This is a genomic window from Natronolimnohabitans innermongolicus JCM 12255, from assembly GCF_000337215.1.
GTDB lineage: Archaea > Halobacteriota > Halobacteria > Halobacteriales > Natrialbaceae > Natronolimnohabitans > Natronolimnohabitans innermongolicus.
In genome coordinates this window covers 74,199-95,734 of record NZ_AOHZ01000018.1, presented here as the reverse complement: position 1 = coordinate 95,734, position 21,536 = coordinate 74,199, and the positions used below count along the sequence as shown (strand labels likewise).

General features: G+C 63.4%; 21 protein-coding genes and 1 pseudogene. 14 read left to right on the top strand and 8 right to left on the bottom strand.

Annotated elements, in window-relative coordinates; genetic code table 11:
• Positions 1-2: 2 nt before the first annotated feature.
• The 4 genes from C493_RS04230 to C493_RS04215 form a co-directional block, all read right to left on the bottom strand.
• Positions 3-860 (bottom strand): class 1 fructose-bisphosphatase, encoded by an 858-nt coding sequence (locus tag C493_RS04230; RefSeq protein ID WP_007258169.1) that lies wholly within the window; start codon positions 858-860, stop codon positions 3-5.
• Positions 861-862: 2 nt separating this feature from the next.
• On the bottom strand, positions 863-1,657 hold the full coding sequence (locus tag C493_RS04225) for a class I fructose-bisphosphate aldolase (protein WP_007258168.1): 795 nt from the start codon (positions 1,655-1,657) through the stop codon (positions 863-865).
• A 175-nt stretch (positions 1,658-1,832) separates the two neighbouring features.
• Entirely contained in the window at positions 1,833-2,150 is a 318-nt protein-coding gene (locus C493_RS04220) for a hypothetical protein (protein WP_007258167.1), read from the bottom strand.
• 229 nt (positions 2,151-2,379) lie between these two features.
• Positions 2,380-3,240 (bottom strand): hypothetical protein, encoded by an 861-nt coding sequence (locus C493_RS04215; protein ID WP_007258166.1) that lies wholly within the window; start codon positions 3,238-3,240, stop codon positions 2,380-2,382.
• A gap of 165 nt (positions 3,241-3,405) precedes the next feature.
• Between C493_RS04215 and C493_RS04210 the strand changes: the two genes are divergently transcribed.
• The gene (locus tag C493_RS04210) at positions 3,406-4,260 is read left to right on the top strand and encodes a 3-hydroxyacyl-CoA dehydrogenase family protein (protein ID WP_007258165.1); all 855 of its coding nucleotides are present in this window, start codon (positions 3,406-3,408) and stop codon (positions 4,258-4,260) included.
• 52 nt (positions 4,261-4,312) lie between these two features.
• A complete protein-coding gene (locus C493_RS04205) occupies positions 4,313-4,759 on the top strand; it encodes a hypothetical protein (RefSeq protein ID WP_007258164.1) in 447 nt (148 codons plus the stop codon).
• An 83-nt stretch (positions 4,760-4,842) separates the two neighbouring features.
• Here C493_RS04205 and C493_RS04200 read toward each other — a convergent pair whose 3' ends face one another.
• Positions 4,843-5,895 (bottom strand): phytoene/squalene synthase family protein, encoded by a 1,053-nt coding sequence (locus C493_RS04200; protein ID WP_049889118.1) that lies wholly within the window; start codon positions 5,893-5,895, stop codon positions 4,843-4,845.
• 186 nt (positions 5,896-6,081) lie between these two features.
• Here C493_RS04200 and C493_RS04195 point away from each other — a divergent pair, with 186 nt between their 5' ends.
• From C493_RS04195 to C493_RS22065, 4 genes and pseudogenes are all read left to right on the top strand, one after another.
• Positions 6,082-6,726, top strand: a complete 645-nt coding sequence (locus tag C493_RS04195) for an SDR family oxidoreductase (RefSeq protein WP_007258162.1) — start codon at positions 6,082-6,084, stop codon at positions 6,724-6,726.
• Between the two features lie 92 nt (positions 6,727-6,818).
• Positions 6,819-7,964, top strand: coding sequence for an acyl-CoA dehydrogenase (locus C493_RS04190; RefSeq protein WP_007258161.1), 1,146 nt, complete (start codon positions 6,819-6,821; stop codon positions 7,962-7,964).
• Positions 7,965-7,983: 19 nt separating this feature from the next.
• Positions 7,984-8,058 (top strand): annotated as a pseudogene (locus tag C493_RS24195) (hypothetical protein); the annotation flags it as partial.
• Between the two features lie 70 nt (positions 8,059-8,128).
• Positions 8,129-9,418, top strand: a complete 1,290-nt coding sequence (locus C493_RS22065) for a CHRD domain-containing protein (protein WP_007258160.1) — start codon at positions 8,129-8,131, stop codon at positions 9,416-9,418.
• A gap of 28 nt (positions 9,419-9,446) precedes the next feature.
• Here C493_RS22065 and C493_RS04180 read toward each other — a convergent pair whose 3' ends face one another.
• The 3 genes from C493_RS04180 to C493_RS04170 form a co-directional block, all read right to left on the bottom strand.
• Positions 9,447-9,668, bottom strand: coding sequence for a hypothetical protein (locus C493_RS04180; RefSeq protein WP_007258159.1), 222 nt, complete (start codon positions 9,666-9,668; stop codon positions 9,447-9,449).
• A gap of 61 nt (positions 9,669-9,729) precedes the next feature.
• Positions 9,730-10,029 carry a helix-turn-helix transcriptional regulator gene (locus tag C493_RS04175; RefSeq protein ID WP_007258158.1) on the bottom strand — a complete coding sequence of 100 codons (300 nt, stop codon included), beginning with the start codon at positions 10,027-10,029 and terminating at the stop codon, positions 9,730-9,732.
• A gap of 120 nt (positions 10,030-10,149) precedes the next feature.
• Positions 10,150-11,160 (bottom strand): DUF3267 domain-containing protein, encoded by a 1,011-nt coding sequence (locus C493_RS04170; protein WP_152421092.1) that lies wholly within the window; start codon positions 11,158-11,160, stop codon positions 10,150-10,152.
• 117 nt (positions 11,161-11,277) lie between these two features.
• On the opposite strand from C493_RS04170, the gene C493_RS04165 reads away from it, so the two are divergent.
• The 8 genes from C493_RS04165 (at position 11,278) to C493_RS04130 (ending at position 21,518) form a co-directional block, all read left to right on the top strand.
• Entirely contained in the window at positions 11,278-11,583 is a 306-nt protein-coding gene (locus tag C493_RS04165; RefSeq protein ID WP_049889125.1) for a DUF7111 family protein, read from the top strand.
• A gap of 147 nt (positions 11,584-11,730) precedes the next feature.
• Complete coding sequence (locus C493_RS04160) at positions 11,731-13,161, top strand: heme o synthase (RefSeq protein ID WP_049889117.1); 1,431 nt, start codon at positions 11,731-11,733, stop codon at positions 13,159-13,161.
• Between the two features lie 357 nt (positions 13,162-13,518).
• Positions 13,519-16,467, top strand: coding sequence for a bacterio-opsin activator domain-containing protein (locus C493_RS04155; protein ID WP_007258154.1), 2,949 nt, complete (start codon positions 13,519-13,521; stop codon positions 16,465-16,467).
• Between the two features lie 267 nt (positions 16,468-16,734).
• Complete coding sequence (locus C493_RS04150; RefSeq protein ID WP_007258153.1) at positions 16,735-18,132, top strand: flavin monoamine oxidase family protein; 1,398 nt, start codon at positions 16,735-16,737, stop codon at positions 18,130-18,132.
• 592 nt (positions 18,133-18,724) lie between these two features.
• Positions 18,725-19,054: a DUF7344 domain-containing protein gene (locus C493_RS04145; protein WP_007258152.1), complete on the top strand. Its 330-nt coding sequence runs from the start codon at positions 18,725-18,727 to the stop codon at positions 19,052-19,054.
• A gap of 177 nt (positions 19,055-19,231) precedes the next feature.
• Entirely contained in the window at positions 19,232-19,879 is a 648-nt protein-coding gene (locus C493_RS04140) for a thioredoxin domain-containing protein (RefSeq protein ID WP_007258151.1), read from the top strand.
• 141 nt (positions 19,880-20,020) lie between these two features.
• Positions 20,021-20,797: an endonuclease/exonuclease/phosphatase family protein gene (locus C493_RS04135; protein ID WP_007258150.1), complete on the top strand. Its 777-nt coding sequence runs from the start codon at positions 20,021-20,023 to the stop codon at positions 20,795-20,797.
• 70 nt (positions 20,798-20,867) lie between these two features.
• The gene (locus C493_RS04130; RefSeq protein WP_007258149.1) at positions 20,868-21,518 is read left to right on the top strand and encodes a phospholipase D family protein; all 651 of its coding nucleotides are present in this window, start codon (positions 20,868-20,870) and stop codon (positions 21,516-21,518) included.
• Positions 21,519-21,536 lie beyond the last annotated feature (18 nt).

Below are 21,536 nucleotides of genomic sequence, written 5' to 3'. Positions count from 1 at the left end.
ACCTACTCGAGGACGGCCTCGAGTCGGTCGATCCAGTCGGTGTTGCCGACGTGTAGCGGCACCCTATCGTGGAGGTCGGTCGGTTCGACCTCGAGGATCGACTGGCTGCCGTCTGAGGAGCGACCGCCGGCCGCCTCGATGACGTAGGCGATCGGGTTCCCCTCGAACTGGAGTCGGAGCTTTCCGCGCGGACTGTCCTCGAGGGCGGGGTAGGCGAAGATCCCGCCGTAGGTCAGCACCTGGTTGACGTCGCCGATCATCGCGCCGCCGTAGCGGAGCTTGTTGCTCGGATCGGACTCGATCTCGCGGGCGTACTCCCGGAAGTCGGCGGGCCAGTCGGGGACCCGACCGCCGAAGCCGTAGACGAGCGGATCGTCAGGGATCGTCACGTCCTCCTCGACGACGGTTCGGCCGCCGCCGGTGAGTTCGTACTTCGTGACCGTCCCGTTGCGGGCGTAGGCCATCGTCGTGATCGGCCCGTAGAGGATGAACCCCGCGGCGACGAGCGCGGATCCCGGCGCCGGGAGTGGTTCGTCGTAGATGCCGAACACCGTCCCCATCGTGTTGTTCGATTTGAGGTTCGACGAGCCGTCGAGCGGGTCGACGGCGACGCAGTAGGCGTCGTCTCCGCCGTCGATGATCTCGGAGCGCTCCTCGCTTGCGTACTGGGCGACGCCGTCGATCGACGACAGCCGGTCGGCGAGCAGTTCGTCGGCCCAGACGTCGGCCTCAGCCTGCACCTCGCCGCTCGGGTTCGTCTCGTCGGCCTTGCCCCGTCGCCCGATCAACCCCTGTCGGATTTCGGAGGCCGAGCGGGCGATCGTGGCGACGACGTCGTCGATCGGATCCGTATCAGTCATTCCTACTCGGTCGCCTCGAGTGCGGCGTCGGCCGTCTCCTCGTCGTAGATGACCTTCTCAAGGGCATCGAGGAGCTGGGTTGGGTTCTCGCGCTGCCAGACGTTGCGGCCGACGGCGAGTCCCTTCGCGCCGGCGTTGATGGCGGCCTCGACGGTCGAGAGGAACTCGTAGTCGGAGGTCTTCGAACCGCCGCTCATGACGACCTTCATGTTGCCGGCGGCCTTACAGGCGTGTTCCATCGCTTCGGGACTGCCGGGGTACTTGATCTTCGCGATGTCGGCGCCCAGCTCGAGACCGAGACGGCTCGCATACGAGATGACGTCCGGCTTGGTGTCGTTTTTGAGGCCCTGGCCGCGCGGGTACGACCACATGACGACGGGGAGGTCGTGCTCGCGGGCGTCCTCCTGGACGTCGCGGAACTCTTCTGCCATCTCGACTTCGTGGTTCGAGCCGCCGTAGAGGGTGAAGCCGATCGCGTCGGCGCCGATCTCGGCCGCGTAGTCGACCGAGCAGTTGACGGCCGAGTCGTACTCGCCCATCCAGAGGTTCGAGGTCCCGTTGACCTTCAACAGGAGGTTCACGTCGTCCTCGTAGCTGGGGTAGTAGCCCTCTGCGATACCTTTCTGGACGGCCATCGCGGTGACGGCGTCGTGGGTCGCCGTCTCGAAGACCGTCGACGGATCGAGCTTCTCCGGCACGTCCTCGAAGTCGACCGGACCGTGCTCTAATCCGTGGTCCATCGCCAGAATCAGTGACTTACCGTCGCGAACGATCGGAGAGTCGTCGATCGGAATCATCTGTTAGAACGGTCCACGAGGCCGCTATATATCTCTGGTGGTCCGAAGCATCGATATTACGTACTTCAGTAGTTAACTACCGGCCCTAGGGAGTGCCGACCGTCCCGACCAACGCAAGCGACGACGGTTTGGCGCCGACTACTCGAGGGGAACGCACACGACGGCGCACGTCGTTTCACCGTCGCCACTGCAGCCCGTACCAGACGACGGCTGTCGCGACCCGCGCCACAAGGAGCGCATAGAGCACGTACAGCGCGAACACGACGACGGCGACGCAGCCGAAACCCCCACACGACTCGGAGAGCAACAATCCGAACCGTTCGACCGTCCACACGAACGGGAACAGGAGGAGCGCGGTACCGGCGTCCGGAAGACCGAGCGGCAACAGCAGCGTGAGAAACGGCGCCAGAAACGTGATGACGAAGAGCGTCGCGAACAGGGTGGATTTTCCGATCGTCCCGCTTGCCCGTTCGGCGAACTGACGCGTGGCCATTACCCGTGGTGGCGACGTACTCGGTAAATGCTTTCTGGAACCAGACGCGGCGGAGAACCGAGGCGAACCGGCGAAAACCGACGATTCGGCTACTCGAGTCGATAGCTCGCCTACTGATACTGCCGGACAGCACGAGTTGACGACCGGTCGCGCGACTGCGGTCGTCGCCGTCGGAGCCGACTGTGAACTCGCGAACGACTGCGCACTGACTGCTGTCCGACAGTATGAATCACTGAGTCGATGATCCGTACTCGAGCAGTTCCCGCGCGTTGTGTCGCCAGCTGCGGACGTGGAGGACGTCGAGGTCCAGCGCCTTCGCAACCGCGAAGGCGTCGATCGTCGCCAGACGCTCCGCCGACCGGATCCCGGCCTCGGCCAATCGGTCGGCGTCGTCGGGTCCGACGCCGGTCACCGACGTCGCCGGCGTCGGTTTCGGCCACGGTCGCTCGGTCGGGCGCTCGCGGCCGACGGCGGCGATCGGCGAGTGGTCGTACTCGAAGGCCTGCCAGCGCTCGTCGCTGCTGACGGCGATCCACTCCCGTTCGGCTGCACCCAGCCCGCGGACCTCGTTCGAACGACGCTCGAGGTCGCCGTCGTCGCCCTCGAACGACCACGGCAGCGAGAAGCGACGCCGAAGCGCCGACGCGGTCGCCTCGTCGACGCCGGCGTCGAGGAGCCCGCGGTAGGAGCGTCGTTTCTCGCGGATTTCGTCGGGATCGACGGCGGCGTCCGCGAGGGCGTCGCGCTCGTCGGCCGTCAGCTGAGCGTCGCGGTCGGCTCGGCCATCCTCGTTCTCGACGACCGACGGTCCGTCGGTAGAGACGGCGTCGGTCGACGCATCGGCCGTCCCGGATCCGTCGATCGCCTCGGCTTCGTCGAATACGAGTTCGACGCCGGAGTTGTCGTCGGATCCGGATCCGGATTCGGCGTTCCTGCGGCTCTCGGAACCGGTCTCGAGGCCAGCGGCTCCGACGTCGAGATCGACCGCGATGCCGATGCCGAGGTCGACCGATTCGACGCCGCGTTCGCTGTGCTCGCGGTCACCCGTGTGACTCCCACCCCGCTCGCTCACAGCGTCGTTCTTGCTCACGCCATCCACCAGTTGTCGATAACTCTCACTGTCTCGTCTTGAAACTTGTCCCCGGAGCGAAACTGACCGAGCGGGAGGCCGTCCCGCACTCGCCACGTCACCGACGGTCCCGGTCGCGAATGTGACGACCCCCACGCTTACGGCCGCTTCCGGAGAACCACGACCATGGTTCGCGACCAACTCGAGCGACTCGGCGTCGTCGGCGCGGGAACGATGGGCAGCGGTATCGCGCAGGTGGCCGCCGCCGCCGGCTACGACGTCGTCATGCGTGATATCGAGGCGGAGTTCGTCGAGAGCGGCTTCGAGACGATCGACGACAGCCTCTCGCGACTCGAGAGTCGGGACGCACTCGAGGACGACCCCGAGACGATCCGCGGTCGGATCGAGGGAACCACGGCAGTCGGCGATCTGGCCGACTGCGACCTCGTCGTCGAAGCCGCCCTCGAAGAACTCGACGTGAAACGGGAGGTCTTCGCCGACCTGGAGCGAGTCTGCGACGCCGACATCTTGCTCGCGACGAACACGAGCACGCTCTCGATCACCTCGATCGCGTCGGCCCTCGAGCACCCCGAGCGCGTGGTCGGGCTGCACTTCATGAACCCCGTCCCCGTGATGGAGGGCGTCGAGGTCATCGTCGGCGAGAAGACGACCGACGAGGCGACCGCGTTGGCCCACGACCTCGCCGCGGAACTGGGGAAGACGACCTGGGAGTCCGACGACAAACCCGGCTTCGTCACGAACCGGATCCTGATGCCGTGGATCAACGAGGGGATTCGGGCCTACGACGAGGGCGTCGCCACGAAGGAGGACATCGACGCCGGCATGGAACTCGGGACGAACGTCCCGATGGGACCGCTGACGCTCGCCGATCACATCGGGCTGGACATCTGCTTGCACGCCTCCGAAACGCTCCACGAGGAACTCGGCGATCGGTACAAGCCGGCGTACCTGCTCAAACGCAAAGTCGAGGCCGGCGACCTCGGGAAGAAAACTGGCGAGGGGTTCTACGAGTACGAGTAAGCGCACCTCGACGCGACGAGGGGATTTATGTTAGCTAGCGATAACTATCGATATGGTCGCTCGGTACGGCCGACGGACGCTCGTCGGAATCGGCGTCAGCGCTCTCGGAGCGCTGGTCACGGGGAGCTACGCGTGGTCGCAGTACCGAACGCGACACTCGATTCGGCTGTACCACCTCGAGGCCGTCAACGAGTCCGACGAGACCGTCCGGTTCGAGGTGAGCGTCACGGACGAGGCCGGTGACCGCGAGGGGACGCGAACCGTGACGCTGGACCCCACCAACGGTAACGAGTCGCACCTCTCCGGACACTGGATGAAACACGCCGGCGAGTGGCGCGTCGAGGCGTCGGTCGGAGATCGCCGCCTCGAGCTCACCGCCACGGAGATCCGGGCTCGACTCGAGGACGCGGGCTGGGGAACCGACTGTGCGAACGTTCAGTTGGTGGCGACGGCCGATGGCGAACTCGAGAGTCGCGTTACGCCGTCAGATGTCTGTTGAGCGCCCCCTCAAAAGGAAACCCCGACAGGAACGACCGAGGCTAGTTCCTCTCGATCATCGGCCGTGGGCGTTTCCGCCGTCGATCACTGATGTAACGGCTTCTCGGCCATCTCCTTGCGGAGCTCCGCCAGATGCGCTCGAGAGACTTCTTCTTCGAACGTCTGTATGAGCGCGTACACTTCTGCACGGGAGATCTTGACGTTGCCCTCGCGGACGACGTCTTCGGGCCGCTCGCGCAGCTCGCGCATCGTGCCGACCGCGAGCAGGTAGGGGATCGCCCACGCCGAGAGCGTGTTGCCGTGGCTCTCGGGGACAACCTCGAGGTAGCGCTGGGCGTCGTCGAGGTAGGTCTCGGCGCGACTGGTGACCCGTTTGATGACGTTCGTGACGCCGCCGTGGTTGCGCTCGTCGGTGACGTTCTCGAGGGCGACGTCTTCTTCCTCGAGCCACTCGGCGGGCAGGTAGACGTTGTTCTCCTCGTGGTAGTCCGTCTCGACGTCCTTGGCGATGTTGACCAGCTGGAGCAGGAGGGCGAACGAACGGGCGTTTTCGCGCATCTCCTCGGCGCGGTCGTTGGAGACGCCGCGTGAAACCAGGCCGGTGATGAGCGTTCCGACGGTGCCGGCGGCGTACCAGCAGTACTCCTCGAGTTCGTCGACGGTCTGGAGCCGGAGGCCGCCCTCGTCGGCGTACCGATCGGTGAACATCGCCATGCCGTCGACGAGCTCGCGGACGGGTTCGCGCATGATCTCGCGGGGCTCTTCGTCCAGGGATTCGAAGGTCCGCAGGATGCGGGGCGTCTCGGCGACGACCTCCCAGTCGTCGGTTCGCTCCTCGGGCTCGGGGAGCCACGGCTCGACGTCGTCCATGAACGCGTCGACGCTCGCGTCGGTAGCGGGGTCGAGCAACCGGTCGTAGGCCGTGAGCAGCTCGGTCTGGGTCTCCGGCGGGATGTGGCCCGCGTCTTCGATCGTGTCGGCGACGCGACAGAGAAGGTAGCCGACGCAGATGTGTCTCGCCATCGGTTCCTCGAGTCGATCGATAGTGATAGAGAACGTCCGGGAAACGCCGTGAACCGCGTCGTAACACCACTCCAGATCTGCATTAGTGGAAGGGTCGGTCTGGCCCGTGGTCATTGACTGAACTGCATTTAGGCGTCATCCCGGAAAAACACCGCGGTCGCGGCCGGATATTCCGGGCATCTGGGTACCGATGGAGAAGACGTCTTGGTACGGGCGGACCCCATCGACCGGTCTCCGACCGTCACCGGTCCCGGCGTATTCCACCACGGGGACTATTTGCGAGACCGTCGATGATGCCGTATGCCCTTGACTGTTCTTCTCGCGGGCTCCCACGGCGGCGTCGGACAGCACGTGACGACGCGACTCGGCGAGAGCGACCACGACGACAGGTGCATGATCCGGGACGACGCGCAGGCGGAAATCATCGACGAACTGGGCGGCGAACCGATCGTCGCGGACCTGACCGAACCGGACTCCCTCGAGGCCGCCGTCGACGGCTGCGACGCGATCATCTTCGCCGCGGGCTCGGGTGGCAACGACGTCTACGGCGTCGACCGTGACGGGGCGATCACTCTCATCGAGGCCGCCGAGGGCGCGGACGTCGAGCGGTTCGTCATGCTCAGTTCGATGGGCGCCGACGACCCCCAGTCCGGCCCCGACCCGCTCGAGGACTACCTGATCGCGAAAGCGGAGGCCGACGAGCGACTCCGCCAGAGCGACCTGAATCACACGATCGTTCGGCCCGGCGAACTGACCGACGAGGACGGAACAGGCCAAATCCGGGTCGGCGAGTTCGACCTCGGCGAGGGCGATATTCCCCGCGAAGACGTCGCCGAAGTCCTCGTCGAGTCCCTCGAGCGCGACGGGCTCGTCGACGAGACGTTCGAACTGCTCGGCGGCGAGGAGCCGATCGCGGACGCCCTCGAGTCCGTCGGGGCGGCCTGAGCTCGCGGCGACTGTCAGCTCACGGATAAACTCGAGGGAACGGACCTCGAGAAGTGAGAACAGTAACAAACCGTCGCACCGAAGGCACGAGTATGGACTTCGCACTCTCGGCCGAACAGGAGCAGATCCGCGAGATGGTCTCGGAGTTCGTCGACGAGGAGGTCGTCCCCGTCGCCGACGAGATCGACCACGACGACGAGTTCCCCGCGGATCTCGTCAGCGAAATGGCCGACCTCGGCCTGATGGGGATGCCCTTCCCGGAAGAGTACGGCGGCGCCGGACTGGACTACCACTCCTACGCGATCGGTCTCGAGGAAATTTCACGGGGTTCGGGCGGACTCGGCACGATCGTCGCCGCCCACACCTCGCTGGCGGGGAATATGCTCTACGAGTTCGGCGACGACGCCCAGAAAGAAGAGTACCTCACGCCGCTGGCCGAGGGAACGGATATCGGCGCGTTCGCGCTCTCGGAGGCCGGCGCGGGCAGCGACGTGCCGGCGATGGAGACGACCGCCGAAGCAGAAGGCGACGAGTACGTCATTAACGGCGGCAAGCTCTGGATCTCGAACGGCTCCGTCGCGGACACGGTGACGCTGTTCGCCAAGACCGACCCCGACGCCGGGAACAAGGGCATTTCCTCCTTTATCGTGCGTCCAGAGGAGGACGACGGCTTCATCGTCGAGGGCACGGAGGAGAAACTCGGCGACAAGGGCTGTCCCACGGCCGAACTCCGGTTCGACGACCTCCGGATTCCCGAAGACCGCCTGCTGGGCGAGGAGGGCGACGGCTTCGTCCACGCGCTGAAGACCTTAAACGGCGGTCGGATCACCATCGCCGCCCGCGGCGTCGGTATCGCTCGAGCGGCCTTCGAGGAGGCTCGCGACTACGCGAACGAACGCGAGCAGTTCGAGCAGCCGATCGGCGAGTTCCAGTCGATCAAACACAAGCTGGCGGATATGGACACGAAGATTCAGGCCGCCAAGATGCTCATGCACAAGGCTGCGGACAAGAAGATTCGCGGCGAGGACTACATCAAAGACGCCTCGCAGGCGAAACTCTACGCCAGCGAGGTGAGCCGCGAGGTCGCCAACGAGGGCATCCAGATCCACGGCGGCTACGGCTACACCAAGGACTTCGCCGCCCAGCGGTTCTACCGCGACGCCAAGCTCAACGAGATCTACGAGGGGACCAGCGAAGTGCTGCGGAACACGATCGGCGACCAGTTACTCTCCGAGTAACGACACTGTTCGATCGTCNAAGCTCAACGAGATCTACGAGGGGACCAGCGAAGTGCTGCGGAACACGATCGGCGACCAGTTACTCTCCGAGTAACGACACTGTTCGATCGTCGTCACTTCGCTGCAAGTGTTAGTTTTATGATTGCATTCGGGTTGGGATGTCTATGGTCGACGACAACCCACGACTCGCGTCGGACGCGGCGAACGAAACCGGCGTCCAACGGCGCCAACTTCTGGCCCTCGGTGCGGCCACGGCGATCGGAACCGGACTCGGAGCGACCACCGCGACGGCGTCGGGATTCGACGCACAAGAGGCTCCCAACGAATCGAACGGCGTCTTCCTCGCCGCGCTCACCGGCGGCCAGCAACCGGAGCCGGTCGAGACGGACGCGACGGGCGGGGCGGTGTTCAGTCTGAGTGAGGACGGAACCGAACTCGCGTACGCGCTGCTCGTCAGCGCCATCGAAGATATCACACAGGCACACATCCATCTCGGCCAGGAAGGCGTGGACGGACCGGCCGTGGCGTGGCTCTATCCCGATCCCGAAGCCGACGCTCCCGAACTACTGGCCGGACGATTCGACGGCACTCTCGCGACCGGGACGATCACCGACGCACACCTCACCGGCGACCTCGAGGGAGCGTCGCTCGAGGAACTGGTCGAGGAGATCGACGACGAAAACGCGTACGTCAACGTCCACACCGACGCCAATCCCGACGGCGAAATTCGGGGACAGCTCTTCCGCGTCGAGGATGTCGCCGACGCACTGGTGGATGACCACCCCGGCGTCGATCCGGACGTCGACGATGCGGACGAGCCAGACGAGGAGGAGCCCGAACCGGATCGTGATGACGACCTGGATGATGAGCCCGACGAAGACGATGCCGAGCCCGACGAACCCGACGAGGTAATCCAGTTCATCGACTGCTACACGGTTCGCATCGTCGGGGAGTTCCCCGAAGTGGTGATCTTCCCGCTCGAACTGATCGAGCCGGGTGAGGAACCCGGCGAACCCGACCAGTATTTTGTCGGCGCGATGGGTTCGTTCCCGGTCGGTCCGGTCGAAGGGGAACGGGTTATCGATATGCGAGAAGAGCTCGGTGACGGAGTCATCATTTCGGCCGTCAACGTGTTAGACGGCGAGTTCACGGAAGGACAAGCGATCTACGAGCGGATCCACCCCGACCGGGACGAGTGTATCGGACAGTTGTTCATCGATGCTGGAGTCGAGGTACCGGAGGACCCGTTCGGCGAGGTGCCTGCCACGGCGCCGGACGAAGCCGACGACGATGGTCCTGACGGCGATGACGATCCGGACGCTGACCCTGACGCCGACGACCCGGACGTTGACGATGAGACGCCGGACCAAGACCCGAACGGCGATGACCTTCCAAACGGAGACAGCGTTTCGAACGATGGGGAGCCCGCCCCCGAGAACGAAACGGACGCCTGAACCGGACCGGCGAGCGGACCGTCGACCGCTACGTCCACCACAGAACGAACGCCGTGATCGCGATTCCAGCCACGACGCTCAGCGTTACGGCGACGACGAGCGCGAGGACGACGTCGATCTGGAGCAGTCCGACGACGAGTGCGAGAAAGAGCACGTGCGCGATGGCCAGCGCGACCCCGAACCACAGCCACTCCGTCTTGACGACTCCCGGAGCGCCGTCGGGCGACCCGTTCGTGTCTGGAGCGGACATCGTTTTCGTCCATAACGGACGCGACGAAGGAGTATAGTTCTCCCTCGAGCGACGAGCGCGGCTACTCGCTGCGGTCGTCGCCCTCGAGGCAGTCCCCGACCCACTCGTAATGTTCCTCGACTCGCCGCCTGCCGCCGTCGGTCAGCGCGTAGGCGTCGTAGATCCCGTCGGTTCGCTTCTCGACGAAGCCCGCGTCCTCGAGCGCCGACAGCGAGCCGTAGAACGACTTCGGTTCGAGGTGTTCGTCGTAGTGGGACTCGAGTCGGGACTTCAGCCGCTGGCCGCGCAGTTCGCCGTCCTCGGCGGCCGCGAGCAGGAAACAGATGTCGCGGCGGCGACCGCTCCGGAGCCACTTGGTCATGGCTCGAGGTCGGAACGGGAGTCGCTCGAGCGTTTCGGTTCGCGACGGTTCGCGCTGTTCGCGATGATCACCGCGATTTGCCCGCGTCAGGCTGCGTTTGACTCGCGGCCGCTCCCACGGTCATCGCCCGCCGATCGCACGGACGAGTTCGGTGAGGCCGGCCCACGCGAGACCGCCGACGGCTGCGATCGCGACGACCACCGAGGCGCCGACCTCGAAAAAAACGAACCCGCCGTGGGGGTCGAGTTCGTGACGGAAAAGCAGCCAGCCGTCGGGATTCCCGATGACGACGGTTCCCGTGCCGGCGGCCAGCGAGGCGAACACCGCGCCGACGGTCGCGACCGCGAGCACCGTCACCGTTCCGATGGCGCCGGCGACGACTCGAGCGACGACGCGCAGTCCCGGCCGACGGACGCAATTGCGGTCGCTCGGTCCGTAGATACCGAACCCCTGCGTACGGTCGTCGCTTTCGGCGTCGGTACTCGCGGATTCGTCGCCCTCGAGTCTGGTCTCGCTCTCGTGCTCGCGTCCAGGGCCGCTTTCCGCTCGCTCGGGAGGGAGCGGCCCAACCCGAACGTCGCGCGGATACTGCAGGAGGACGCCAGCCATCCAGAGGTCGCCCATCGAACCGGCGACGTTGGCCGAAAGCGGGACGAGCAGCAGCGGCGACGGGTAGACGACCATCGCCGCCACTCCGACCGTCGTAATCACGACGAGCGGGGCCAGCAGAGCGACGACCAGCTGATTTCGCGTGTAGTTCGTCCCCTCGGTCTCGGCGTAGGCGTAGGGCAGGACGAAGTACGCGACGCCGACGCCGTACTCCGGTTCGCCGCCGTACCGAGCCATGAACACGCCGTGGAGCAACTCGTGGGGAACGATAACTGCGCCGACGAGAACGACGCCGACGACGAGCCAGCCGAGGGCATCTACCGGCTCGAACACTGGTAGGACAATTGGTTCCAGCGCGACCCCCTGCATCGTCGCCAGCACGTATCCGAACGCGTACGCGGCGCCGACGAAGCCGAGAACCGCGACGGCGAGCCACCGGAGCGCCACTGCTCGCGTCCGCCGGACCGTCGCGACTAGCTCCAGTTGCGGCCCGTCGGCCGCTCGAGGCGCCGAACGACTCACGACCGAAGGCTCACGCGGCACGGAAAAGTCGGTACCGGTTCGAGAATCGTCCACTGACCACGCCGCCGACGGCGTCGAACCGACAGGTACCCGGTACTCGACCTGCGAGTGATCGACATGAGCGACGACCGCACGGCCGAGCGAGACGGCATCAGCGCGACCTACGACGAAACCGAAACCGAACGCGTCCTCGAGTTTACGGCGGTCGACGGCGGCGAGTCGACGGCTCGAGCGGGCGCAACCGCCGCCATCGCACAGAATATCGAGGGCTACGCCATGCTGAAGGTGCGGCCGACGGCCGACGGCGACGAACTCGAGCGCTACTACGGCTTCGATATGGCGCTCGACCACGCCGCGGAGTTGCTGGGGGTGTCACCGCACGACCTGCCGGTGCCCGCGGCGGCCGAAGATATGGGAATGTAAACGCCGCGTGGCGTCGCAACACTGCCGACGGCCTCGCGAATTCAACCACCCGAATCGGTTCGGTTCAGGTGGTAAAACGTATCGAATCACGGGGAAAAAGCGGGAATCATAAATACGCGGAGTCGAACCGTCTACACGAGAATAGCCGTGGCAACTGCATCAGCGCCGTTTCCCTCTCCGATCGATACACGACGACGCTTTTCTGCGCTGTTGGCAGCGACCGCGCTCGGCGTCTACCTGCTTCTGATCGTCGGCGCGACGAGTTCCATTACGGACGCCGCGTCGGCGTGTTCGACCTGGCCGACCTGTCACACGCCGTCGGATCCGCTGAGTCAGACGGAACTTGTGGTCGCGTGGGGTCATCGCATCGCGGCCGTGCTCGTCGGACTGCTGGTCGCCGCGACGACGATCAGCGCGGTGTTCGGCGATATCTCGAGTCGCGTCCGCGCGGTGATCGTCGTGGGCGCTGCGCTCTACGTCGTTCAGGTCGGCGTCGGCGCCGTCACCGCGATCGCCGGTCCGGCCGCGATCGCGCCCGGACTCCACCTGACGCTCGGCCTCGCCGTCTTCGGCGCCATCGTCCTCGCGCTCGCCTGGGACTTAGAGCTCGCAACCGGCACGGAAGACGATACGATCGAGGCGACGCCGCTCGAGGAGGTGCAGTCTGCAGACGACGCGGCTGCGCCCCGCTCGCTCCCCGACGGCGGCTTCGCCCGCGCCCGGCTGACCGCATTCGCCTACTTCAAGATGATGAAGCCGCGGCTGATGTGGCTGCTCTGTCTCGTCGCCGCCGCGGGGATGGCCCTCGCGGCCGGCCCAGACCTGACCGCGGAGACGATCGTCGCCACGCTCGGCGGCGGCGTCCTCGCGATCGGCGCCTCGGGGACGTTCAACCACGTTCTGGAACGCGATGTCGACCAGAAGATGTCCCGGACGGCGGATCGGCCGCTCGCGAATGAACTGATCCCGGTCCGGAACGCCTTGGCCTTCGGCGTCCTGCTAACGGGCGCCTCGCTCGCGGTGTTTCTGACGATCAACACGCTCGCGGCCGCCCTCGGATTGGCGGCGATCATCTTCTACAGCGTCGTCTACACGCTCGTGCTCAAGCCCAACACCGTCCAGAACACGGTCATCGGCGGCGCCGCGGGCGCGCTGCCGGCGCTGATCGGCTGGGCCGCCGTCACCAACGAGATCGGCTGGCCCGCACTCGCCCTCGCCGGCGTGATCTTCCTCTGGACGCCCGCGCACTTCTACAACCTCGCGCTGGCGTACAAGGACGACTACGCCCGCGGCGGCTTCCCGATGATGCCCGTCGTCCGCGGCGAGACCGAGACGCGAAAACACATCATCTACTACATCGCCGCGACGCTCGTCGGCACGGTCGCGCTCGCCTGGATCACCGGCCTCGGCGCGCTGTACGCCGCGACGGTCGTCGTCTTCGGCGGGATCTTCCTCTGGGCCGCGATCGTCCTCCACTTCGAACAGACCGAGGCCGCCGCGTTCCGCTCGTTCCACGCTTCGAACGCGTTCCTCGGCGCCGTGCTCGTCGCCGTGTTGATCGACGCGCTCGTCATCTGAGTCGGCGCACTCGAGTCCAGTTGCTCCAACTCAATTCGTTTTGATGTCTCTTCCAATTGTCATAAACTGGCTTTTTCAGTCACCCTTGTAGGAGACTCAAATATTGTTTGGCCAGTAACTATATGATTGGTAGTTATCTCTTGATATTGCTAAGGTGGAATTAGCACTCGCTGCTGAATATAGCGGAGGAAGTTTAGCACGACGGCATCGCGTATTTTACGGCGTATACTGACTCGAGTGACGAAGTCACGTATTGGTAGATACAGTAACGCTCGCTGGAATTATTTTGTTTGGATTTACTGTGATATGAGTGAATACCGAGCTTTTTACTCCTCTTCCTGCCGTACAGACTGCAACATGGATTCGCCTGTCGGACAAAACACCGAATTGCAAACCAGAGTCCGGCAGCAGGAAGTTGTCGCCGAACTCGGTCAGCAAGCGCTCGAAACCGACAACCTCGAACAGTTGATGTACGACGCTACGGTTGCTCTCGCCGAGACACTTGATAGTGACTACGCCAAAGTGTTGGAATTACGTGCTGATGGAGACGAAATGTTACTTCGACAGGGTGTCGGCTGGCGCGATGGTCTCGTCGGGGAAACAATGGTGCCAGCAGATGTGGACTCGCAAGCGGGGTACACGCTACTCTCAGCGGAACCGATCATCGTAGACGACCTTCGGGCTGATGAACGATTTTCCGGGCCTGAGCTGCTCACCAGTCATACTATCGTCAGTGGTGTCAGCGTCATCATCGGCTCTGTCGAGGAGCCATGGGGTGCCCTCGGAGTACACACGGCTGAGCGACACGAGTTTACCGACCACGACGTGAACTTCGTCCAGAGCATCGCCAACGTGCTCGCAGCGGCGATTACGGAAGTGAATGCGAAACAACAGCTACACGAACGAGAGAACGACCTCAAAGAGACGTTCGACCGCATCACGGACGGTTTCATCGGGGTAGATGCCGACTGGGCCATCACATATACCAACGACCGAGGGAAGGAGTTGATTAATCTCGACGGCGAAGGATTGGTCAACAGAAACTTTTGGGACGTGTTCGAGCCGGCGCTCGGAACGACGTTCGAGGAACAATACCGTGAGGTGGCTGCCACCCAAGAGCCTACCTCATTTGAGGAGTACTACCCACCGCTCGACGGCTGGTTCGAGGTTCACGTCTATCCGTCCGCGTCGGGGCTCTCAATCTACTTCCGCGACATAACCGAACACCGAAAGCGCGAACGCGACCGTGCGCTATTTCGTACGCTGCTTGATTACTCCACCGACGCCGTCTTCGTTGAAGATCCAAAAACCGGCGAGATCATCGACGTCAACGACACCGCCATCCGACAGCTCGGCTACTCTCGTGAGGAATTACTGGGCCTAACGGTGTCCGATATCGACACCGACCTCCCTACTCTAGAGAACTACCAAGCATTCGTGTCGAATCTCGAGGCCGAGGGGAACACCACCTTTAACGGGACGCATCAACGAAAGGACGGCTCCACGTTCCCGGTTGAAGTCAACGTCTCGTACATTGAGTTGGACCAGCTAGATCAGGCGTACGTCCTCGCGCTCGCGCGGGACATCACCGAGCGCAAGCGCGTCGAAGAACGCGTTCGTGAGAACGAGGCGGCGCTCGAACGGCTCAACGTCGCAACTCAGGAACTGATCGACGCTGATCCAGCGGAGATCACGTTTCGGACCGCCGACATCGCCCAGTCGGTCCTCGACGTCGAGTACGCCGCGCTTTGGCACTACGACGAGACGATCGGCGAGCTTGACGAATACGCTAGTCGAACGAGCCCCAATATTGATTCTGATACGGTTCACGTATCCACTCACTTTTCCGAGCGGGCTTGGCAGACATTCATTAGCGGAGATATAAACGTCGAAAACGATATCGAGAGTAGTGAGGGTGAGGCGAAGATGTCACCACTACGGAGTTGCGTCTTCGCCCCATTGGGGAGACATGGCGTCATTTGTGCCGGCGCGACACGAGCCAACACGTTCGACGATAGGTTAGTTGATCTCGTAGAGACGGTCGCCACCACGGTCAAGACCGCGTGGGACCGTGCCGACGGCGAAGCGAAGTTGGAGCAGCAGAACACGGAGTTAGTTCGGCTTGATCGGCTCAATATGCTGATCAGGGATATTGATCAGGCGCTCGTCCAGGCAGAAACGGTTGGATCTATCGATGAGGCCGTCTGCAACCGTCTGGCCGAGTCTGCGTTGTTCGAGTTCGCCTGGATCGGTGAGTTCGATACCGCCGCCGGCACGGTTGCCCCTCGGGAGTGGGCAGGGATTACTAACACCTCTCTGGAGCAACTCACTACGGGAGAGGAACCTGGCCTCCGTAAGAGTCAGGTCGTCGACGCGGTCAAGACGGGCGAGGTTCAAGTCGTTGCTGACACCGCAACGGATCCGCGGGCAACGCCGTGGCGCGAAGCCGCGCTGGAATCTGGTGGACGGTCGTGTTTTTGTATTCCACTCGTGTACGACGAGTCCGTCTACGGTGTCTTGGTCGTCTACGGGAGGACACCACAACCCGACGAACGAAACGTGGACGTCCTCTCGGAACTCGGACAGACAATTGCTCATGCGATTCATGCGGTCGAAACCAGAGTGACCCAGCAAACGGACAGCGTCGTCGAACTAACGCTTCAAACGACGGCAGAAACGCCACTCGTTCGGTTCGCTCTAGAGACTGACTGTGTGATCGAGTTTGAAGGAGTGACACCGAGAGATGACGGAGACATGACTGTGTTCTTTACTGCGAGGAATGTGTCTCCCGACGAGATGATGGCTGCCGGCGAGCAATCGATCATCATCAAGAACGTACGTCCGTTGGCTGAACAGGATACTGGTACTCTGTTCAAAGCACGGCTGGCTGGCTCCACGCTCGCCAGCAAATTCCTCGAACAGGGCGCGACGGTCCGTTCGGTGAATATCGATTCGGGGACGGCTACCGTCGTCGTGGCGTTACCTGAGACGACCGATGTTCGCGAGTTCGTTGAGGATCTGAAGCGAGACGTACCCGATCTTACTCTACTCGCTCGACGTTCTCGAACCAAGCCGCCCGACACGGGACAGCGACTCCAAACTGCATTCGAACAGCACCTTACCTCTCGTCAGCAGGAAATCCTCCAACTGGCCTACCGGAGTGGATACTTCGAGTCGCCCCGCGTCCAAACGGGCAAGGAACTCTCCGACGCGCTTGATCTCTCACAGTCGACGTTCAACTATCACCTCAGAGGTGGCGAACGCAAACTCTTGGCGGTCGTGTTCGATCACGCCCCAGACGCATAGTCCAATATCCGGTCTCTCAGTATTGCGATCAGCACACTCTTTCCTCTGTACTGGCTCTGTTGAAACCACCACTGCCTGACAAGAAAGACGTGCTGAATACAGAGGATGGGGCTTGTTTAGACGCTATACAACGCCCCCCGCCCGCTAATTTTATTTGCCTAATCGATTTCCTGTTATAATTTATATGGACCGGAACAGTCCAACGCGACATGTACGGACCCGCCTGCGACAACGAACACGGACATCGACAACAGTGGAGGAAGCCCGATGAGTGAGACGGAGCACGTCGCGGACGTCGCCGTGATCGGTGGAGGGCTGGCCGGCCTGACCGCCGCCCGGCGAGTCCACGACAGCGGGGTCGATGTCAGGGTACTGGAGGCGCGCGACCGCGTCGGCGGACGGACCAACAGCCGCGAGATCGACGGCGAGGTGGTCGACCTCGGCGCCCAGTGGATCGGGCCGGGACAAAACCACGTCAAAGGGCTGGTCTCGGAGTTCGACCTCGACACGTTCGAGCAGTACGTCGCCGGCGAGGCAACGTTCCGGGCTGACGGCGAGTTCTTCCGCGATTCCGACCCGTTCGAGGCGCTCGGCCTGCCGACGCAGTTGAACCTGCTTGTGGCCATCAAACTTATCGACCGGTACGGCGAGCAGATTCCGCTCGACGCGCCATGGGAGGCCCCCAAGGCCGAGCATTGGGACGCGACCACGGTCGCCACGTGGCGCGACCGCGTGGTCCGGACCTCAGCCGGACGGGACGCGTTCGACTCCATCGTCCGCGCGCTGTTCTGCGTCGAACCCGCCGAACTCTCGCTGTTATACTTCCTGTTCTACATCCGCGCTGGCGGCGGGTTCGACCGCATCACTTCCGTCCGTGGCGGCGCCCAGCAGACCCGCATCACCGAGGGAGCACAGGCCATCTCGCAGGCGCTCGCGGACGAGTTGGGCGACCGGGTTCACCTCGAGGCACCTGTCGAGCGCATCGAGCACGGCGACGACGCCATCAGTGTCCAGGCCGACGGCATCTCCGTCAGCGCGGACTACGCCATCGTCGCTATTCCGCCGGCGCTGGCAGGCCGCATCGAGTACGATCCCGCCATGCCGGCGAAGCGGGACGCGCTGACCCAGCGTATGCCGATGGGTGCGGTCATCAAGTGCGTCGCCACTTACGAGGAGCCGTTCTGGCGCGACCGGGGGCTGTCGGGCGAGGTAGTCGACGCCGACGGTCCGGTCGGGTTGGTCTTCGATGATTCACCCAAAGGGGGTGAGACAGGGTCACTCGTCGGGTTCCTGGTCGGCAACTCCTCACGGGAGTGGGCCGACGACCCCGCTGGTCGTCGCGAGAGCGTCCTCGAGTCGTTCGTGGAGTATTTCGGCCCGCGGGCGGGCGACCCGGAGGCGTACGAGGACATGGTGTGGGAGAACGAGGAGTACTCGCGGGGCTGTTACGGCGGCCTATGCGGTCCGGGCGCCGTCACCGGCGTCGCCGAGGCGCTCCGTGAACCCGTGGGGCGCATCCACTGGGCCGGCACCGAGACGGCGACCCGGTGGTGTGGCTATATGGACGGTGCCGTGCGCTCGGGCAAGCGGGCCGCAGACGAGGTCAGCGAACGGGTCGGAGTCCGGCAAGCCGATGAAGGGGTCACTGCTGGGACGGTTGATTGAGACTGTCGGGGCGACGTCATCTTCTACCCTTGGGGCTGGTCGCCGATGGGATGAGTCATCCTGTTCGCGCCGGATAATAGCGTACTGCGTATGCGCTCTGTCTTCAGCACGGTTGCTGAAACCTATTACCGACTGAGGGTTTCAACAAGGCTCTGTGCTAGTACTCGATGTGTTCCTTGTACCTCGGCGGCTGAGGGAGTTGAGAGAGCACTTGGGAATCAGAGAAAGCGATTGTACTCGGCGGGTGTTCGCAATAGTGCGACGTACTCTCGAGTGCTGACGCAGTTTTTCGAGATTATTCTTTCGTCGATTCCCCCCGATTGGAGGATATGACCTGCAATCAAGACATGCACAGTTCTAGCGAACACGAATTGGGAGTACTATCTCCTGACGCGAACGGGCCAGCGGGGCTCTCGGGATTGCTCAGCGTTCTGAATCATCCAAACAATCGTCGAATAGTGTTCCGTCTCCTGAAACAAGACAAACCGATGTTGATCGATGCACTCACAGCGCGGGCCGTATCGGATACTCCCTCGCTTGCAACCGACGAGACCGCAAGAGTTGGGGAACGAAACGAGGAGGGCTCCAAATTATGACGCATTCACCGCCGTCGATGGATACCGTCTTGAACGTCTTAGAAAACCAGTACCGTCGCCGCGTGCTCGTCTCACTGCTGGAACACAATCCGCTGGACGGCGATGACCCACAGGTTCCTTCGGCCGTCGAACTCACAGAGACGGACTTGGAAACGGTTCGGATTCACATGACGCATACACACCTTCCTAAGCTGGAAGAATCAAGATTCATCGAGTGGGATCGAAACGCCAACTCGATACGGAAGGGGCCCCAATTCGACGAGATTCGTCCACTGCTGGAGTTACTGCAGAACCACACCGACGAATTACCCGATAGCTGGCTGTGACGTAAACCGCCTCGGGATCAAGTGGTTCGAGACGCCAAAAGGCGTCTCGGCATCGAGCGAAACCTTCGACTTCCGTACGACCCCGAGCACTCGGCCGCTGCGGGGATACTGAACGAGATAGTGCCAAGAAATCGTATTTGCAACAACTGTTAACGTCGTGAGTCCGTAGCGGCGACCATGCACCGTCGTTCGTTTCTCGCCGCGACAGCGGGCGTCTCCGTGACCGCCGGGCTGGCCGGTTGTGCTGGGCTGTTCGACGCGTCGATGCCCGACCCTCTCGAGGACGTCGACGCCGACCGACAGCTTCCCGTCCCGACGCGCGGCGACGGACCCGTCGAAGTCGACGTCTACGAGGATCTGGGCTGTCCGAACTGTCACGATTTCCAGGCCGAGGTCGTCCCGGACCTCGAGTTCGAACTGATCGAACCCGAGGAGGCCGCCTACCGCCACTACGACTTCGTCGTCGAGGCGGCCGACGAATCGATCGCGATGGCCAATGCCGCCCGAGCCGTCCAGGACGAGGGCTACGACGACGCCGACGACGATCCTAACGGGGCGTTCTTCGAGTACAAAACGGCCGTGATGGACGCCGACGACTGGAGCAACGACGCGCTCGCGGAGCTGGCTACCGACTACGGCGTCGACGCCGAGGCCGTCTCGAGTGCGCTCGAGGACGAGACGTACTATCCGACGCTCGCGGCGGACTGGGAGCGCGGTGACGACGCCGGCGTCGAGGGGACGCCGACGGTCGTCGTCGAGGGCGAAGTCGTCGACGATCCGTTCGACGTCGACGAGATCGTCGCGGCGGTCGAAGACGCCGAGTGAGTCGAGTACTGCACCGTACGCCGTTGACCTCCGTCTACATCGGTTGAAAGTCGGTGATCTACATCGGTTGAAAGTCGGTGAAACGCTCATATCGATGCAGTACTAACGCGTACTACCTGGCCCTCGGCCAGTTCGTCCCGCATGAAGATCCTCACCTGTAACGCCGGCTACCTGCTCGGATACCAGAACGTCCTCGGCGGGTACGTCCCGCCGCCGGTAACGTCGTTGCTCGGCGATACCGAGGTCGAACGCCGGAAGCTCGAGCAGCTCGCGTCGGTCATCGACCGTGAACGTCCAGACGTAGTCTCGCTGCTCGAGGTGGATCAGGGCTCACACCGGACGGCCACCGATGGCCAGTTTCGGACGCTCGTCGAGTCGCTTCGCGAGCGGAACCTCTCCTACGAGGGTGCCGCCGCGAACAAGTACGGCGAGGGAACGCTCGTCGAGTCGCTGCCGTTCTACAGTCACCTCGGTAACGCGGTCCTCTCGCGGTTCGATTCGCCGGTGACCCCACATTATCTCGCCGCCGGTCGAAAACGACTCGTCATCGAAGTCGATCTCGGCGATACCGTGCTGTTTGCGGTGCACCTCTCGCTTGGCGGGCGAAGCAGGAGTCGCCAGCTCGATCAGCTCTCGGCACTGATCGCGCGGCGAGCCAACGGCCGAAACGTCGTCGTCACCGGCGATTTCAACACGTTCGCCGAGAACGGTGCGCTGGCCGACTTCACCGACCGGACCGGACTCGAGCTTCGAGTCCCCGGCGAGACCGTTCCGGCGCGACCGTTCGACGACCTGTTCGTCGACTCGCGCAGTCTCGACCTGTTTTGCTGTTCGCCGTCGCTCGACGTCGAGCGATGTGACGTTCTCGACGTGCAACTGTCCGATCACCGGCCGATCGTTCTCGAGACGACCGGGTAATCGCTCCTCGGCGAACCAGGAATAATACCGATCTTTCAATAGTACCGGAGGTAGAGGTGTGACTAGTGACATGATCGAAGCCGAACCGAGCGTCGGAATCCTGGCGACCGACTCCTCCGACCGACGGTTTCAGGACGCCCTCTCCGAGCTGTTTTCCGGCGACGGAACGATCTATCTGGTCAGCGGCTACTTTACGTATCAGGGGTACCTCTCGATCCGCGACGACATCGTGTCGTTTCTCGAGCGGTCTCGCGACAACGAGTTGATCGCACTCGTCGGCCCCGCGTCGGACCAGTTCTCGGCCCGGATCGCCCACGACCTCTGGTCGCTCGACGAACACGACCAGGTGCAACTGTACAAACAACCCAGGGGACTCCACGCGAAGCTCTACCTGCGCGACGGGCCGAATCCGACGTGTATCGTCGGCTCCGGGAATATCACGCAGGTCGCCTTCGAGTACAACATCGAACTCAACGTCGAACTAACGCGGTCGAGCATCGAGCACCCGGATCTGCGGCCGTTTCACGAGTGGGTCGAAGACGCGGTCGCGGCGTCGAAACCCCTGCGGCGGCGTGATATCTTGAGCCCCGTTCAGATCGGGAGCTCGTTCGTCAACTGGTCGAACAAGGCGCGGCTCCTCCCCCTTCGCAACGTCGCGCTCAGGGTCGTTCCCGTCTTGCTCCTCGTCGTGTTTCTCGCGACCGTCTTTCGCTTCGTGTGATCGCGCTCGCTCGCCCGG